Here is a 14953-nt window from a genome sequence, read left to right as displayed (position 1 = left end):
TCAGGGAATCATGAGTCAAGTAAAAACACTTTCAACAGATAAAGTCCCCATTAGGCAAAAAGCTGCTTTTGGGGCGGGCCATTTCATATTGAATATTTTGCCTGGAACACTTGGGGTCTTTATCCAATTCTTTTTATTGACAGCTTGGGGCGTAGATCCCTTGTGGGCGGGGCTCTTAGGTGGTTTACCAAGGATATTTGACTCCATAACGGACCCAATAATGGGTTTTATTTCAGATAATACCAAATCGAAATGGGGACGTAGAAGACCCTATATTTTCGTAGGTGCGATCATTAGTGGGATACTTTTCTTTTTAATGTGGCAAATTGATGACAATGCATCACAATCCTATATCATTTGGCATGTGATGATTCTTCAGTTACTATTCCTCATTGGTAATACCATGTTTGCTACACCATTGGTGGGCCTTGGGTATGAAATGACCTCGGATTATAACGAGCGTACACGACTCATGGCCTTTTCCAATACTATGGGACAAGTTGCCTGGATGATCGTCCCTTGGTTATACGTAATTATTCCAGATTCCAACACCTTTAATACACAAACGGAAGGGGTGCGAACCATGGCCCTTATTGTCGGGGCAATGTGTATAATTTTTGGAATTCTTCCTGCATTATTTTGCAAGGGTATAGATTCCTCAAATATGGAGAACCGAAAAGAAATTAATTTTAAATCACTTGCTTCCAATATGAAAGACTTGTTGGCGGGAATCGTTCAAGTTTCTAAGAATAAGCCTTTTATGAAATTATGTGGAGCCACCTTCTTGGTTTTTAACGGCTTTCAGCTCGTGGCGGCATTTGGTGTTTTTATCATAGTGTTTTACATGTATAACGGTAGCTATGAAATGGCGGGTACGTGGCCCGCTTGGTTCAATATGATAAATGCAATGATCACCGCATTTTTGGTGATACCCATTATTTCAAAAATGTCGGATAAATGGGGGAAGAAAAAGGCCTTTATTATTTCAACAGTTTTATCTATTGTTGGCTATCTTTTAAAATGGTGGGGCTTCGATAAAGAATTGAATAGCCAATTTAACCAAACAGGCTTTGGTAAAAGTTTAAATTCAACAGTAAGTTCTATTTTCGAAACTCTAAATCCATTTCTGGATAGTGTAGGAATGTCATGGTTTAGTATAGATCCGGGGAGTGAAGTACCATGGCTGATTTTTTTGCCCATACCTTTATTTGCTTTCGGTATGGGAGGCCTTTTCACCTTAATGATGTCCATGACCGCAGATGTCTGTGATTTGGATGAATTGGAAAATGGCATGCCCCGAAAGGAAGGTACTTTTGGCGCCATCTATTGGCTGATGGTTAAAATTGGCCAGTCTATTGCCCTGGTTTTGGGCGGAGTGATTTTGAGTATCGTTGGGTTTGACCCCAATGCGGCCGAACAGTCCATAGAAACTATGAATAATCTCAGGCTGGCCGATATACTGGTCCCATCGCTTACTGCGGCACTCGCCGTCTGGGCCATGTGGAAGTATAGCCTTACTGAAAAGAGAGCTCGGGAAATTAAGGCAGAATTAGAAGCACGTAGGGGAAAATTATAAACAACAATACGTAAGAACAAAAAACAATGTCATATAGAGGAGAACACGATTATTTGATCCGTTCGGCTAGTTTCACAGATTACAAGGGAGTCGATTTTAGCAAGTATTCCATAGAGGAGTTAAGAAAACTATGGAGGGCCACCTTGGAGAATGGGATGCATGGATTATGCTTTAGCATGTACGAAGATGGACAAAAACCGGGAGACATTATCACAGAAGAGCAGGTAAGACGTAGAATTCAAATTATAGAACCCTATACCAAATGGGTACGTTCTTTTTCTTGTATAGAGGGGAATGAACATATCCCGCGTATGGCGCATCAAAATGGTTTGAAAACTATGGTAGGGGCTTGGTTAGGCCACGATTTGGAGATGAACGAAGCTGAGATAGAAAGTCTGATCGCATTGGCAAAAGAGGGCTGCGTTGACATTGCCGCCGTAGGCAATGAGGTTTTGTATCGAAACGATTTGACGGAAGACCAATTGCTGGACTATATTTATCTGGTAAAAGAGGCCCTGCCGGGAATTACCGTTGGATATGTGGATGCATATTATGAGTTTTCGCATCGACCCCGCATTGCCGAGGCCTGTGATGTCATATTATCAAACTGTTATCCGTATTGGGAAGGCTGTAGCATTGAACATTCCTTGAATCACATGCAACAAATGTTCGGCCAGGCCACCGATGCCGGTAAAGGCAAAAAGGTTATTATTACGGAGACTGGTTGGCCGAGTACAGGCAGCAGCCTGAAAGGAGCTGTTTCATCGGAGGAAAATGCAATGAAGTACTTCATCAATGCACAGATGTGGTCTGCCAAGGAGAATATTGAAATGTTCTATTTTTCTTCATTTGATGAGTCATGGAAAGTAGGGGCCGAGGGCGACGTTGGTGCCTATTGGGGATTATGGGACAAGAACGAAAGCCTTAAATATTAAGATACCTTTTTCGGGGAAAGGTCATCTTGCATAAAATGGATCGGAGCATTTTCTAAAAAAAAAATGTTTGAATCTGTTTTAGATCATTGTGATTTGCTAAATGCAGTTTTCCTGGTTTAGTAAAAGCAATAGTGTTAATTTAAATCATTTAGAGATGGTAACAAGTGTTTTAATTTCCGTAATTGCAGGTATTATTTGCGTACTGGCCGCAATATTCTACAACAAGAATGCCAATGTTAAGATGGTTTTGGCAATCATTGGGGCAGCGCTTTTGCTTTTTGGAGGGTTTGGCTATGGGGTAGTACAGCCCAAGGCCCATATGGAAGTTTTTCATACGGGAAACAAATTGCAAGTGGAATACCCTGTAAAAAAAGTACAAGTTATATCTCCAATTGAAGGTGACACGGTTAAATGTCGCATTCTTACGATTGGTGTATATCCCGAAACGCATAATAAAGACATTTGGGTGTTGTTAAAACCCATGGACAACAAATATTATCCACAGTCGGATTATACCAATACTTCATACAAAGAAGATGGCAGATGGCAGGTGGTTACCCGATTTGGAGGGGATCAGGGCGAAGCGTATCAGCTGTTCGTATACGAAACCGATACACTAGCTTCCCGTTTTTTTAGCGAGACCATTGAAAAATGGAAAGCAGCCAATGATTATGTAGGCCTGCAGCAAGACGAATTACCGTCAGGGGCTACCGAGATAGATAGACTTAAGATAACCCTGGAAAACAATTGCCGTGGCATACATTAATAGTTAGTCCAAGTTGTTTCCAGTATGTATTTTATCTAGTTCTGAATACAGAGAACCTAACATAGCTGTAATCATTCAACTCTATGGGATAAAAGCGCAAAGCTGAGGTTTTAAAAGTTTAACTTGACGTCATCATCTTGGGAAATCGATTTTGCCGACTTATTTTGGAAGGTGTTCATAGGATTAAGGCACTATTCTATATGCTGCACAAAAATGGTGGCTTCCAAAAATGATTTCCGTTTGCGGTAGTCCTTTTTCTTCTCAAAATCCATATGGACGATGTCCCCGAAACTCCCTTTGTGTTCTAGCATATAGGCTACCTGGAGTATATCCGTATAGCTACCGTTCAATACGATGGAATGGGTAAACAATTTATGATCCTCGAAGGAGTGGGTATGTGGCGGGTTGAAGTCCATTACCTTTACATTCCTAACCTTGGCCTGCTCATTAATGGTACGTAACAGATTGTTTTGAATGGAGGTATCTCCGATATCCATGCGTTGCATTATGGAGTCATAGTATTGTTCTTTTTGGGTCAGGAGTGCAAGCTGCTCTGGAATATCCTGGGCCTGTATTCTTTTGGATTTCAAATTCCGGTATTCTTCTTGGATGGCCATAGTTTTGGACAAGGCCAATTTGTAAGTTGCAAAGAGCAACACAAGACATCCCGCAATCAATAGTTTATTTTTATTGTCCAGCTTCATAAAAACTAATTTTAATCAGGAAATTGGAGACATTGGTACTTACAAAATCGTAATCCAAGGTTTCCACACTCGAAATCCAGTCCCATTTTTCCAAATGCTCCAACCATTTTGAAAACTCGGCATCATCTTTTGATATACCTGAAATCAGTATTGTATTTTCTCTAAGTAGTATAGGTTTGGAATCCCGGACGGGCTTGTCCAAGGGACAATAGTTTATCCTGTCCAATAGAATGTGTTGCGGTATACTTTTGGCAATTCCATCCAGATAAAAGGTAGATTTGGAACTTGAAACTGCTTTTAAAGTTTCCACCCGCTCCTTTTTGGTTTTTACAAGATCCTCAAGCCGGACCAGATTTTCTTTTTGTGAACTACCCAATGTTAATTCAGAACTCAAACGATTTACTTCAGTATGGTAATGGTCAAAGACTAGAAAATTGGCCAACAAAAGAAGAATAAAAAAAGATAGGGAAGCTTTTAGGCCATAACCAAAGACCCTCCGGTTTTTGAAACGCGATTGGTATTGCCCATTGACCTTTATAAAATTCGTTGCGTTCGCATTACCTCCCAAATGACCCAAGATATGAGAGAATCCCAAAAGACTGGAACTGGTTAGCTCCAGCCCGTTTATGAGGTAATCTTGAGGTGCTGAAGGCTCTATGTGACTGATTTCCCTGATCGTTCCATTTTCCAATGTCATTTGAAAATTTGAAATCGCTACGACCTTGTTTACCATAAAAGGAACGCTATGGGACATAGGGCTAATGCCCAATGAAAAATGGAAGATGTCCAATCCCAGTTCTTCCAATTTTTTGATAATACCATCTACATATTCCTTCTTGGAAATGGCCACAATGGGGTGGGATGATATCTGCGCAATTTCATAATAAAAGTTATTCAAATCCAGATTGGGAAACGTGGTATGGACCAATGCCTCCGGATTCTCAGTTTGAGTACTATGTGCCAGTTTAACCAAAACTTTTGGCGTATTTATGGACAAGAATAGGGGTGTATTCCTTTTATAGGATTTGGGTAATTCCCTTAAGTCCGAAAATTGCTCGGTCTTAACCAAATAAAGTTCTCCCTTTTTTTTGAGTACTTCCAAATAACAATACTGCTCCTTTCCCTGGTTTTCATGGATTTCCAGTCCGGAATAGGAGGCCCCTTCGGTCAAATATGTTATCCATTGGTTTAGCATCAGTAGATTACGGTAGGTTTGATAAGAATGGTCAATTTTTGCTTGGTATCTTCCCGCTTGCGTTGACTAAACAACCATTTTATTACCGGGATACGGGCTAAAAATGGAACCCCATTGCCGGAATCGTTCTTTAACTTTTCCTCCAATCCTCCTAAAATGGCCAAATCCTGGTTCTGCATGCGGACAATGGAGCTAAACTCTCGAGATGTGAGTCCCGGCGGTGCATCTTCCTCGATGCGTTCCCCGCTAAAATCGGATTGAATGACATTAATGTCCAATGTAACCTGCCCGTTACCGGAGACCAGCGGTTTTATGCTTATGGCCAATTCGGCATCAATGGGATGGTAATTGCGTACTTCCGAAGTAGTAGGGATTTGAGACCCAAAAAAGTTTTGATTGGTAACCACATAATAGGTGGTCTCCCCAATGGAAAGATTGGCCCTATGTCCATTTAGGGTAGAAAGCTTGGGTGTAGAGCGTATTTTTAAATTCCCGTTTTCCTCCATGGCCTTAATATTGGCAAAGAATTCGGGCACTACCTGTCCAATGTTGAACGAACCGAATCCATCAAAGCCTCCTATGATTTTGTTCACCGTATTGGCCCCCAAGGTAACATCGGCCTCTGGAAACAATTTTCCCTGGGTATTGACCGGAGCATCGCCGATTCCCCAGCTAATACCGGTCTCCACGGTAGCGGACTTCTTTACCTCGATAATCATAACCTCGATGAGCACTACGGGAACGGGTCTATCTATTTCCTTAATGAATTCTTTAAAGCGTTCAATATTGCTGGAAGGGCCACTTACAAAAAAGCTGTTGAGTTCGTAGTCCACACGGATATCCAGATCCGCCTTAAGTTCATCAGGTAAGATACTTACGATGGCCTCTGCGCCATCCTGATAGGTATCAAAACTCCGGGAACGGGTGTCTACACTTCTCCGGTTATTGTTGGTATTGAATCCCTGCTGGTTGTTTTGGGCTCCACCGGTACCAAAAAAACTGATATTGGACGAAGTGGTCCTTCCCGAGGAACGATAACCACTGGATTGGGAGGGATCTCCTAAAAGCTCCACCGAACGGTACATCATTTGGATGACTTCTACTTCACGCAGGCTCAACTGGTCCGCGGTTCCAAAAAAATAGATATTGCCCTCTTTTTTAAAGGTAAAGTTTATGGGCAGACTTGTTTGTGGCGGGTTGTTTCCGTTCTGCCGTATGTTCTGATTATTCGGTCTATTTTGTACCACTGGGGTAGGGGAATGGGTTTCCTGGCTCTCGAAAATATGACGTAGCAGCGCATCAAAATGGATATTTTTGGCGGTAAAGGTTACATGACCCGCTTGTTCCAAGGGAGAGGCCATATAGATATCCAATTTTAGGTCATGGGCCAATTCGTATACTAGGGTTGCTATGGATGTATTGTTCAAATCTACATTTAAGATTCGGTTAACGGTATCCAGGACCTGATACGGAAGATTTCTTCCTCCAAGCCGCCTGGCAGGCATTCCAGGCCCATTGGCAGTTTCGGCAAAGGTGTCGAAAAGGTAAAAGCCGTCTTTGGATTTGGAATAGGCCATTCCGTTGGTTTCGGCCAGTTTTTCCATGGCAATATCGAAGGGGACATTGGAAAGGTAGAGGTTCAAGTTTCTATTTTCCATCCCCGAGGCATACAATAAATTTTTATCGGAAGCATCCATGATAGCTCGGAATGCCTTTCCCAAGGGGTCGTTTTTAAGATCTAGGGAAATCAAATTTCCGGTTCGGTCATAGTCTACACCAATCTTTTTTTCCAAGGCTTCAGGTGTAGGAGGACTATACTTTTTAATGGAAAGAATATTCCCGGTAAAATCTATGGTGAGTCCGTATTCCTTGCATAAAAAAACCAAAAGGTCGGCTACGGAAACCTCCGAAAAATTGTTTACGATCGTAACATTTTCCAAATTTGGAGAAACTGTTAGGTTGAGGTTGTGTACTTTAGATACTGCGATTAAAAAATTCGGTAGGGTTACATTGGTAACATTGATGTCCAATTGTAGATTTTTGCCCAATTCGGAATTCTCAAGTGCCAAGACCTCCAAATGATTTTGAATGTTTTGTATTCTGTCAGGTTCCTGACCGCATATTTCAAAAATAATCAGCAGGGATACTATATGGAGGAATCGTTTCATAGCTGGTCTGTCAATAATGGATATACCTCCTCAATAGAAGTTATGCCCTCTTGTATCATTTGTATGGCATTGGTTTTTAAGGTGCCAATTTGCTTTTCCCTTAGATAATCGTCAATATGCATATGGTTGTCCTTGATCGAAACCATGAGTTCCTTGGTAATAGGAAGAATTTCGTAAACGGCCTTTCGTCCCAAATATCCGGTATGGTGACAACTGTTGCACCCCACAGCCTTAAAATGGGTTTTTAGGTTTTTGGGAATGCTAAAGCTTTGGGGAAATAACCCTGGTTCAATTGGCGACTCCACCTTGCAGGTGTTGCACAACTGTCGCACTAAACGTTGGGCCACGCTAATATTTAATGTACTGGCGATAAGAAAGGAAGGGACCCCCATATCGATAAGCCTTGAAATGGTACCCCAGGCGGAGTTGGTATGTATGGTAGACAAAACAAGATGCCCGGTTTGGGCAGCACGTATGGCTATATTGGCTGTATCCACATCCCGGATCTCTCCGATCATAATGATGTTCGGATCCTGTCTTAGGAATGTCTTTAGGGTTCTCATAAAATCCAGCCCAATACTTTCTTTTAACTGTACCTGGTTTATCCCTTCCAAAGTATATTCTATGGGATCTTCCAAGGTAAGTATGTTCTCTTCTACCGTATTCAGTTCCTTTAAGGTAGCGTAGAGGGTTGTGGTCTTCCCTGATCCGGTTGGGCCGGAAATGAGGATGATACCACTGGGCTGCCGCAGCCCTTCCCGATAAACGAGCAATTCATTTTCTGAGAATCCGAGTCCGTTCAAGTCGATGAGAGAAGCATCTTTGCTTAAAATCCGTAGTACCAATTTCTCACCGTGAAGCGTGGGCAAGGTCGACACCCGAATATCAAATTCATCACCGCCAGCCTTTATGGTGATACGCCCATCCTGTGGCAATCGCTTTTCGGCAATGTCCAGATCCGCCTTGATTTTTATTTTGTTGACCAGGGTCGGATATTCTTCCAAGGTAATGGTATACTGCTCTATAAGTTTCCCATCCAACCGAAAACGTACCCTACATCGTTTTTCGTAAGGTTCAAAATGAATATCGCTGCTTCCAACGTTTTTGGCACTGGTCAAAAGTTGTTCTAAAAAATCAGTGGAGTAGTGGAGACTATCGCTTCCGGAGGATTGCCCCTGTCTATAATTGGTAGTCAGGAGCTTTTGTAACTCTTCCTGTTCGCATTTTTCCAATATAATTGGAGTATCCAAAACAATTTCAAGTTCGGACAATAACTGTTCAAGGACCGTGTTATCGGTCTTACAAACAAGACCTTGTGCCGTATCCTCAACGGGGACAATACGGTAATGAAAAGCCTGTTCAGGAGAAATACGTTGGCGCAATATCGGGGGAATGTGTGTATCGTTTAATATCATAGTTGATAGAGATTGGGGGTTTTTATAAAAAAGCTTAAGGTCATTGTTCCTATGAGGAACAGGGACATGAATCCTGCCAAAGGAACCGTTTCCATGTTCTGGACCGATTTTAACAGAAGAAAAAGGAAAAGGGAAAATAGCAGAGACCCAACAAATAGAATAACAAAGGTAAGGGTGGGAAATCCCAAGGAAAATGCATAAAAGAAAAGGATGTCTCCAAGGCCTAAACTAGTATTCAGAAATTTTTTCTTGCTAACAAATTCGGTATATAGAAAAAGCAATAGGAGAATTCCGCTGACCAACAATAGGTTAGTGACCGAAAACCAAAGTACCAATTCCCATCCTGAGCTTGCCAAATGGATTCCAGTAAGGATTAGGGCCATCATGGGGAAAGCTACCCATATGACCATTCTATCCTTGAGGTCCTGATAAGCAATGGTTCCGCATACGGCCAGGGCAAGAATTTTTAGGAGTACCATCAATCCTTTATGATTTGTTTGGGGTTGCCGTTCTCGTCAATTTCCCAGACATTAAGAATACCGTCCCCATCAAAGTCGGTAATGGCTTCCGCCCGGGCCTTAAAAGTAGCATCACTTGCATTTGTAATTTCATACCGATAATTTGCCGTTCCATTTTCTTTCACAGTACGCGGTGCCTCAAAATCAAGCTCATTAAAATTCATAGTAAATTTACTGTACATGTAACGATGCGTGGTCTGGGCATTGTAAATGGCCTTGAGTTGGGTCTGCGCTTCAACACTTTTTGCTTTGGAGATAAGCGGCATTAAATTGGGGAGTGCCAACAGCAGTAAAATACCGATAATAGCAAGTACTATAAGGGTTTCCTGTAGATTTAGGGCAGGAATTTTTTTCTTTAGGATAGAGTTCTTCATAGGTCAAGTAAATTAAGATTCTGGTAGGGTTATAACAGAAAAACAGGGATATTATTATAAGGAATAAAAGAAATTGTGTAGATGTTAATATTATTTGTATTTCATCGAATTAATCAAAAAGCGTTAGTTTATGTAGAATAAAATTTATTTATTTGACTCTTAATACCTACTTTTTATTTAAGAATAATAGTAGTGTTTTAAAGACCCAGATCAAACCTAACCTTGTATGAAAGCTTTCCCCAGTGGACATGCACCTATGCTGTCCTACTATTTGCCATTTGGCCTTTTTGGGCTTTCTCCGATTAGTCCATCGTATCGTTTCAATGCAATCCCAACTAACAATTCAGGAGCTGACTGTATCCAGAACATTTCTAATGATTTTTGGGAAGGGAATCGACAACTATCCGCTCTTTTTGAGACCATGGGTCAGGGCTGTTTAGAATTTCGTATGAACATGGTTTGGCTCTATAGAGAGATTAGCTTTGGACCCCTTTGGTGGGACAGGATGAAACTTCCCGTAGCCTTTTTGAAACGAAAATCAAACTCACACAATTTTTGACATAACCTATTTCTTATGAAAAGTTCCCCCATTTTCTACACGCTGTGCCTTTCTTTAATTCGCTTTGTTACGGTTACTGCAAATTCCGTCGGCAGGGTCTGTTACTCTGCGATTCATAACAATTCAATCGTAGACTACATGGGAAATTTTTTAGGGAGTAGTACATCCTTGCATTCTGTTGATAGGTATCGGAGAGAAACAGTCAAGTATGATCTTCCGGATATTTCTAATGACCTACAAAGAATGTATAAAGCTTTTTCCGCTTTGATAATGAGTGAAACGTTGCTAAACAAAGGAGATAATCTTGTGTGGTTTTCTGGTAATACCAATCAAGATTGCTATAAGGCAAAAACCAAATCTTTTTTTGAATTATCAGATGAGTCAAAACCAGAAACTGAAGATTATTAAACCGTAAAAATAAATTAAAAACAAAAAAATGAAATCAATACTAAAACTTTCTTTGCTGCTCATAGGGGCATTCTCTTTTGCCCAGAATAACCTATTGGACACTTCCACTTGGACTGTAGGTACGGGATCGGTATCTGGATTTTCCGTAAATGGAGCCGACGCGGAAAATGTTAGAGAAGTGGGTTTAAGCCCACATGGTAATAATGTTGTTTTATGGAAAGCTGTACCTGATGGATCTGATAATGCAGATGGCGGATGGAACGGAAGCTATATAAATATAGACCATACAAAGACGTATCGTTTTTCCGTGTGGATAAAAAAAACAAATTCCACTGATGGGACTACATATTTTGGACTTTACACAAAAGATGCGGCGGACAATCATACCACTTTGCTTTTAGACAATACCGCAAACAATAATCCTTATTTCTGGGCTGGGGATACACCCCAATTGGATAAATGGTATTTACTTGTTGGTTTTGTACATAACAGCTCCTATACCGGGACAACTGTTAACGGGGGTGTTTACGATGGTGTTACCGGCACAAAGGTTCTAAATGGATTGCAAGACTTCAAATTTACAGCCAATGCGACAAGATTAATGCATCGTGTTTATTTATATTTTAACGCAAACACTTTGGATAGGCAGTTTTTTTACTCCCCAACCATATATGAAATTAACGGCCAAGAGCCCACGATACAGGAACTGATCAATGGACCCAACGGAGGGGATACCCAACCCCCAACGGCTCCCACCTTGTCGAGCATCGGCCAGACCGATACCACGGCGGACCTAAGCTGGACAGGGGCCACGGACGATACCGCGGTTACCGCTTATAAAATATATAAGGATGGAACATTGGAGGCCACATTGGGCAGTGTAAGCACCTATCAGGTGACCGGTCTTACCGCTGGTACTACCTACAATTTTACGGTTACGGCCCTTGATGCTGCAGGCAATGAAAGTCCGGTCAGCAATGCGGTGTCTGTGACCACAAACGGTTCGAGCGGTGGCGGAGGTACTATTTGGAACGAGGCGAATTCAGTGGCAAGTTATGCTGGAAATGTAGCCGTTGGCACGGCTACAGTACCCTCGGGGTATCAAATGGCCATCGATGGCAAGCTGATTACCGAAGAGGTGAAGGTTCAGCTCAGTGGTGCTTGGCCAGATTACGTATTCGCCGAGGACTACACATTACCCACCTTTGAAGAAGTGGAAAAGCATATCCAAGAAAAAGGCCGACTAATCAATATTCCTTCAGCTGATGAAGTAGACGCCAATGGGATAGAATTGGGAGAGATGAACAAATTGCTTTTAGAAAAGATTGAGGAGCAGATGCTATATATTCTAGATCAGGAAAAAAAGATAAAAGGTTTACAAGGTCTTGAAAATAGAATAAGGGTATTGGAAAAAATGCTAAAAACTAAAAATTAACCACAATGAAAAAAACTGTATTTGCACTATTTGCACTTTTGGTTTTTCCAACATTGATATGGAGCCAGACCAATCTTTTGGATACCTCTAGTTGGAACGTTGGTAACGGCTCGGCTCCTGGCTTCAGTGCTTATGGATCTTCTCCTGAGAATGTAAGGGCTTTGGGCATGTCACCTTATGGCAATCAAGAGATTCTATGGATAGGTATACCAGATGGGGCCAGTAATCCACAGGTTGGAGGATGGTCGACCGATTATATCCCAATCGATAACACCAAGACGTATCGTTTTACGGTATGGATGAAGAAAAAAAACTCGTTTGAAGGCGGTGAGGTCTTTAAAACTTTTATCTACGACTCAAACTCAATCAATGTATCCTTGAGATTGGATGGTTCTTTTTCGACCAATCCTATCTTTCAGGCCAGCGATGTGCCTATGTTGGATAAATGGTACCTATATGTTGGTTTTGTTCATGACGTAAATTTTAGTGGTACTTCCGATCTTGGAGGAGTCTATGACCCGGTCGATGGTTCAATGGTTATGGGTGCCACGGACTACAAGTTTGCATCTACTGCTGTTTCCGTGAGGCACCTTGCTCAATTTTATGGGAGTAGCAATTCAGCGGATTCCTTGGAACTTTTTGGTCCTACCCTCTACGAGGTCAACGGCCAGGAACCAACCCTTGCGGAAATTATCAATCCCGGTGGAGGCGAGGGTAGTGGACAGACCGTTTGGAACTCCTCGGGAAACGATATCAACTATACAGCGGGTAATGTGGGCATTGGTACTACCGCCATAGGAACCTGGAAACTGGCCGTGGGTGGCAAAATTCGGGCCGAGGAAGTTAAGGTGGAGACCGGTTGGGCGGATTATGTATTTACCGAAGGTTATGACCTGCCCACCATGGAGGAGGTTGAAAAACACATCCAAGAAAACGGCCATCTCATCAATATCCCCTCCGCGGCCGAAGTGAAGGCCAATGGCATAGAGATAGGCCATATGAACAAACTACTCCTGGAGAAGATAGAGGAGCTTACCCTATATATTCTGAAAATGGATAAAGAGATCCAAGCATTGAAAAATATAAAGCAACCCAAGACCCAAGGAATGAAGTGTTCGCATTGATGTTGTTAAAATGTGCAGTAGTTTATCGAAAAATCATAAAATTATGCATAAACATAGAACAAGATCTATATATTTGAATTATAAATCTTACAAAATATATAAATGAAATAGTGTTAAAATATTAAACGCCAAACCCAAATTTGACCTACTTGATATGAAAGCTTCCCCCACTGGACATGCCCTAGGCTGTCTGATTATACTGTTTTTCTTCGTTTCCGTTTTTTCTAAGACTCCTGTAATCGACATATCCCCGATTCCTTTTGCAGGGAACGACATAAATGTTCCCTTGGAAAGTCCCCTGTACGATTTTCCAGGTTGGAATAGTAAACAGGCCATTACCATTAGCAGTGCTATGGTAGATGGCTCTGCCAATTTGGTCGACTTTCCTGTGCTCATCACCTTGGATTATCTGAATAACGAGATAGTGGACGGCAGTGTCAATTCCGCCCTAAGTGGGGGAGGGGATATCCGCTTTTCCAGTGATGCCGCGGGCAATAACCAGTTGGCCATTGAAGTAGTGGAATTTGTGACCAGTGCGACCCCTGCCAATAGGAAATGCCAGATTTGGGTAAAGATCCCGAGCCTGTCCGCCACTTCGGATACCACAGTATATATTTGGTACGGAAATTCCGGTGCATCCCAACCTGCTCCCAATACGGCCGGTGTAGGTAGCCATTCCGTATGGACAGCTTATGAGGCCGTTTGGCATATGGAAAACGACCCCAGTGCTGCAGCACCCCAGATTTTGGATGCGACGGGCAATGGATACGATCTTACCAGTGGAGGGGCCATGACCGGAGGTGATGTGGTCGGTGGACAAATAGGCAACGCCATAGAATTTGATGGTAGCAACGATTATTTTGCGCTCGCCAATAACGTTGTTATCAACAATGGTACCTATACCATTTCTTCATGGGTAAATTGGACTACGGGCAATACCTACAATGGGATTATCGCAAACGACAATCCCTGGAGTGGGGTCTGGATCAATTCCGAGAACGGGGGAAGGGCTGTATTTACGGATGGAGCCGGCCAGGAATTCAGTTCCAATGGTTCCGCCCCGGCCGGTACCAACATTAAATGTGATTTTGTAGGTACCAATGGTGACTACCAATATTTCTTTGCTGGAAACAGTGATGCTTCCGGTTCCCAGGCATTTAATTACGGAAACTTGGCATATATCGGTTCCGAGGATACGAATGCCGGGTTTTTTAGGGGATGGATCGATGAGGTACGCGTAAGTACGGATAGCAAATCCGCTGCCTGGCTGAAGGCCGAGCATAATAACCAGAACAATCCCGGAGGTTTTGCCTCCCCAGGTGTTCCCGGGGATGCCTCGGGTGGAACAGGCGGCGGAACAGGCGGATACTGGACCCAGACGGGTTCCGATATTCACTACAGCAACGGCCTTGTTGGGATAGGTATGTCCACAATCCCGAGTGGCTATCATTTGGCAGTGGACGGAAAGGTCATTAGCGAAGAGGTAAGGGTGCTGCTCTCCGAAAATTGGGCAGATTATGTATTTGCCGAAGGCTATGACCTTCCCACCCTGGAAGAAGTTGAAAAGCATATCCAAGAAAAGGGCCATTTGATCAATATTCCTTCGGCAGCCGAGGTAGAGGCTCAGGGTATAGAACTCGGGGACATGAACAGGTTGCTCCTGGAAAAGATAGAAGAGTTGACATTGTACATTATTGACTTGGAAAAAAGGAACAAAAGAATATTTGAACTAGAGAATCGCCTGGAAAGCATAGAACAATTATTAAAACAATAACC

Annotated in this window: 14 protein-coding genes; 8 read left to right on the top strand and 6 right to left on the bottom strand. The window is 42.3% G+C overall.

The window, feature by feature from the left end:
* Positions 1 to 10: 10 nt before the first annotated feature.
* The 3 genes from D7Z94_RS21590 (at position 11) to D7Z94_RS21580 (ending at position 3277) form a co-directional block, all read left to right on the top strand.
* Positions 11 to 1576 carry an MFS transporter gene (locus D7Z94_RS21590; protein WP_120713733.1) on the top strand — a complete coding sequence of 522 codons (1566 nt, stop codon included), beginning with the start codon at positions 11 to 13 and terminating at the stop codon, positions 1574 to 1576.
* A 26-nt stretch (positions 1577 to 1602) separates the two neighbouring features.
* Positions 1603 to 2511, top strand: a complete 909-nt coding sequence (locus tag D7Z94_RS21585; protein ID WP_120713732.1) for a glycoside hydrolase family 17 protein — start codon at positions 1603 to 1605, stop codon at positions 2509 to 2511.
* A gap of 154 nt (positions 2512 to 2665) precedes the next feature.
* Positions 2666 to 3277 carry a hypothetical protein gene (locus D7Z94_RS21580; protein ID WP_147415958.1) on the top strand — a complete coding sequence of 204 codons (612 nt, stop codon included), beginning with the start codon at positions 2666 to 2668 and terminating at the stop codon, positions 3275 to 3277.
* A 191-nt stretch (positions 3278 to 3468) separates the two neighbouring features.
* Here the strand turns inward: D7Z94_RS21580 and D7Z94_RS21575 are convergent, their stop codons facing one another.
* The 6 genes from D7Z94_RS21575 to D7Z94_RS21550 are packed head-to-tail and all read right to left on the bottom strand — an operon-like array spanning position 3469 to position 9651.
* The gene (locus tag D7Z94_RS21575; protein ID WP_120713730.1) at positions 3469 to 3981 is read right to left on the bottom strand and encodes a hypothetical protein; all 513 of its coding nucleotides are present in this window, start codon (positions 3979 to 3981) and stop codon (positions 3469 to 3471) included.
* Complete coding sequence (locus D7Z94_RS21570) at positions 3965 to 5176, bottom strand: hypothetical protein (protein WP_120713729.1); 1212 nt, start codon at positions 5174 to 5176, stop codon at positions 3965 to 3967. The genes D7Z94_RS21575 and D7Z94_RS21570 overlap by 17 nt, the downstream gene beginning before the upstream one ends.
* Positions 5176 to 7344: a type II secretion system protein GspD gene (locus D7Z94_RS21565; protein WP_120713728.1), complete on the bottom strand. Its 2169-nt coding sequence runs from the start codon at positions 7342 to 7344 to the stop codon at positions 5176 to 5178. Before D7Z94_RS21565 ends, D7Z94_RS21570 begins: the two co-directional genes overlap by 1 nt.
* Entirely contained in the window at positions 7341 to 8759 is a 1419-nt protein-coding gene (locus tag D7Z94_RS21560; protein ID WP_120713727.1) for a GspE/PulE family protein, read from the bottom strand. The genes D7Z94_RS21565 and D7Z94_RS21560 overlap by 4 nt, the downstream gene beginning before the upstream one ends.
* On the bottom strand, positions 8756 to 9238 hold the full coding sequence (locus D7Z94_RS21555; RefSeq protein ID WP_147415956.1) for a general secretion pathway protein: 483 nt from the start codon (positions 9236 to 9238) through the stop codon (positions 8756 to 8758). The genes D7Z94_RS21560 and D7Z94_RS21555 overlap by 4 nt, the downstream gene beginning before the upstream one ends.
* Positions 9238 to 9651: a general secretion pathway protein GspG gene (locus D7Z94_RS21550; RefSeq protein ID WP_120713725.1), complete on the bottom strand. Its 414-nt coding sequence runs from the start codon at positions 9649 to 9651 to the stop codon at positions 9238 to 9240. Before D7Z94_RS21550 ends, D7Z94_RS21555 begins: the two co-directional genes overlap by 1 nt.
* A gap of 226 nt (positions 9652 to 9877) precedes the next feature.
* Between D7Z94_RS21550 and D7Z94_RS21545 the strand changes: the two genes are divergently transcribed.
* The 5 genes from D7Z94_RS21545 to D7Z94_RS21525 all read left to right on the top strand — a co-directional run bounded on the left by D7Z94_RS21545 (position 9878) and on the right by D7Z94_RS21525 (position 14951).
* Entirely contained in the window at positions 9878 to 10210 is a 333-nt protein-coding gene (locus D7Z94_RS21545) for a hypothetical protein (RefSeq protein WP_120713724.1), read from the top strand.
* A 15-nt stretch (positions 10211 to 10225) separates the two neighbouring features.
* Positions 10226 to 10618 carry a hypothetical protein gene (locus D7Z94_RS21540; protein WP_120713723.1) on the top strand — a complete coding sequence of 131 codons (393 nt, stop codon included), beginning with the start codon at positions 10226 to 10228 and terminating at the stop codon, positions 10616 to 10618.
* Positions 10619 to 10646: 28 nt separating this feature from the next.
* Positions 10647 to 12053, top strand: a complete 1407-nt coding sequence (locus D7Z94_RS21535) for a fibronectin type III domain-containing protein (protein ID WP_120713722.1) — start codon at positions 10647 to 10649, stop codon at positions 12051 to 12053.
* A 5-nt stretch (positions 12054 to 12058) separates the two neighbouring features.
* Positions 12059 to 13177, top strand: coding sequence for a hypothetical protein (locus D7Z94_RS21530; protein WP_120713721.1), 1119 nt, complete (start codon positions 12059 to 12061; stop codon positions 13175 to 13177).
* Between the two features lie 154 nt (positions 13178 to 13331).
* Positions 13332 to 14951, top strand: a complete 1620-nt coding sequence (locus tag D7Z94_RS21525) for a DUF2341 domain-containing protein (RefSeq protein WP_120713720.1) — start codon at positions 13332 to 13334, stop codon at positions 14949 to 14951.
* Positions 14952 to 14953 lie beyond the last annotated feature (2 nt).

The organism is Ulvibacterium marinum (genome assembly GCF_003626755.1).
Lineage (GTDB): Bacteria > Bacteroidota > Bacteroidia > Flavobacteriales > Flavobacteriaceae > Ulvibacterium > Ulvibacterium marinum.
This window is presented reverse-complemented; position numbering and strand designations above follow the sequence as displayed.

Coding starts and splice junctions, on each gene's coding strand:
- D7Z94_RS21580 (WP_147415958.1), top strand. CDS start 2,666: ATGGTAACAAGTGTTTTAATTTCCGTAATTGCAGGTATTATTTGCGTA.
- D7Z94_RS21570 (WP_120713729.1), bottom strand. CDS start 5,176: ATGCTAAACCAATGGATAACATATTTGACCGAAGGGGCCTCCTATTCC.
- D7Z94_RS21550 (WP_120713725.1), bottom strand. CDS start 9,651: ATGAAGAACTCTATCCTAAAGAAAAAAATTCCTGCCCTAAATCTACAG.
- D7Z94_RS21560 (WP_120713727.1), bottom strand. CDS start 8,759: ATGATATTAAACGATACACACATTCCCCCGATATTGCGCCAACGTATT.
- D7Z94_RS21540 (WP_120713723.1), top strand. CDS start 10,226: ATGAAAAGTTCCCCCATTTTCTACACGCTGTGCCTTTCTTTAATTCGC.
- D7Z94_RS21530 (WP_120713721.1), top strand. CDS start 12,059: ATGAAAAAAACTGTATTTGCACTATTTGCACTTTTGGTTTTTCCAACA.
- D7Z94_RS21535 (WP_120713722.1), top strand. CDS start 10,647: ATGAAATCAATACTAAAACTTTCTTTGCTGCTCATAGGGGCATTCTCT.
- D7Z94_RS21565 (WP_120713728.1), bottom strand. CDS start 7,344: ATGAAACGATTCCTCCATATAGTATCCCTGCTGATTATTTTTGAAATA.
- D7Z94_RS21590 (WP_120713733.1), top strand. CDS start 11: ATGAGTCAAGTAAAAACACTTTCAACAGATAAAGTCCCCATTAGGCAA.
- D7Z94_RS21575 (WP_120713730.1), bottom strand. CDS start 3,981: ATGAAGCTGGACAATAAAAATAAACTATTGATTGCGGGATGTCTTGTG.
- D7Z94_RS21555 (WP_147415956.1), bottom strand. CDS start 9,238: ATGGTACTCCTAAAAATTCTTGCCCTGGCCGTATGCGGAACCATTGCT.
- D7Z94_RS21585 (WP_120713732.1), top strand. CDS start 1,603: ATGTCATATAGAGGAGAACACGATTATTTGATCCGTTCGGCTAGTTTC.
- D7Z94_RS21545 (WP_120713724.1), top strand. CDS start 9,878: ATGAAAGCTTTCCCCAGTGGACATGCACCTATGCTGTCCTACTATTTG.
- D7Z94_RS21525 (WP_120713720.1), top strand. CDS start 13,332: ATGAAAGCTTCCCCCACTGGACATGCCCTAGGCTGTCTGATTATACTG.